Origin of the sequence: Pseudomonas lundensis, assembly GCF_002269125.1 — a bacterium.
GTDB classification, from domain to species: Bacteria; Pseudomonadota; Gammaproteobacteria; order Pseudomonadales; family Pseudomonadaceae; genus Aquipseudomonas; species Aquipseudomonas lundensis_A.
Map to the genome: position 1 here is coordinate 1 of NZ_NQKI01000102.1, position 506 is coordinate 506.

Here is a 506-nt window from a genome sequence, read left to right on the forward strand (position 1 = left end):
GGGGCTATAGCTCAGCTGGGAGAGCGCTTGCATGGCATGCAAGAGGTCAACGGTTCGATCCCGTTTAGCTCCACCAATTTACAGTTCAACGTCGGGCCACACTGACGTTGAATCGATCAGGCAAATGCATGATCACTGTTAGAAGGGTTTGTGTCCCCTTCGTCTAGTGGCCTAGGACACCGCCCTTTCACGGCGGTAACAGGGGTTCGAGTCCCCTAGGGGACGCCAGTTTTACAGAAGCAGCACTTCGGTGTTGCTCCGCCGCCAGGCGATAAATCGGGGCTATAGCTCAGCTGGGAGAGCGCTTGCATGGCATGCAAGAGGTCAACGGTTCGATCCCGTTTAGCTCCACCAATTTACAGTTCAACGTCGGGCCACACTGACGTTGAATCGATCAGGCAAATGCATGATCACTGTTAGAAGGGTTTGTGTCCCCTTCGTCTAGTGGCCTAGGACACCGCCCTTTCACGGCGGTAACAGGGGTTCGAGTCCCCTAGGGGACGCCA

The 506-nt window shown here is 55.5% G+C and carries 4 tRNA genes; all 4 read left to right on the forward strand.

Annotation, left to right across the window (positions count from 1 at the left end):
* The 4 genes from CJF39_RS22645 (at position 1) to CJF39_RS22660 (ending at position 506) form a co-directional block, all read left to right on the forward strand.
* A tRNA-Ala gene (locus tag CJF39_RS22645) sits at positions 1 to 76 on the forward strand.
* A 76-nt stretch (positions 77 to 152) separates the two neighbouring features.
* Positions 153 to 228, forward strand: a tRNA-Glu gene (locus tag CJF39_RS22650).
* 50 nt (positions 229 to 278) lie between these two features.
* Positions 279 to 354 (forward strand) — tRNA-Ala (locus CJF39_RS22655).
* A gap of 76 nt (positions 355 to 430) precedes the next feature.
* Positions 431 to 506 (forward strand) — tRNA-Glu (locus CJF39_RS22660).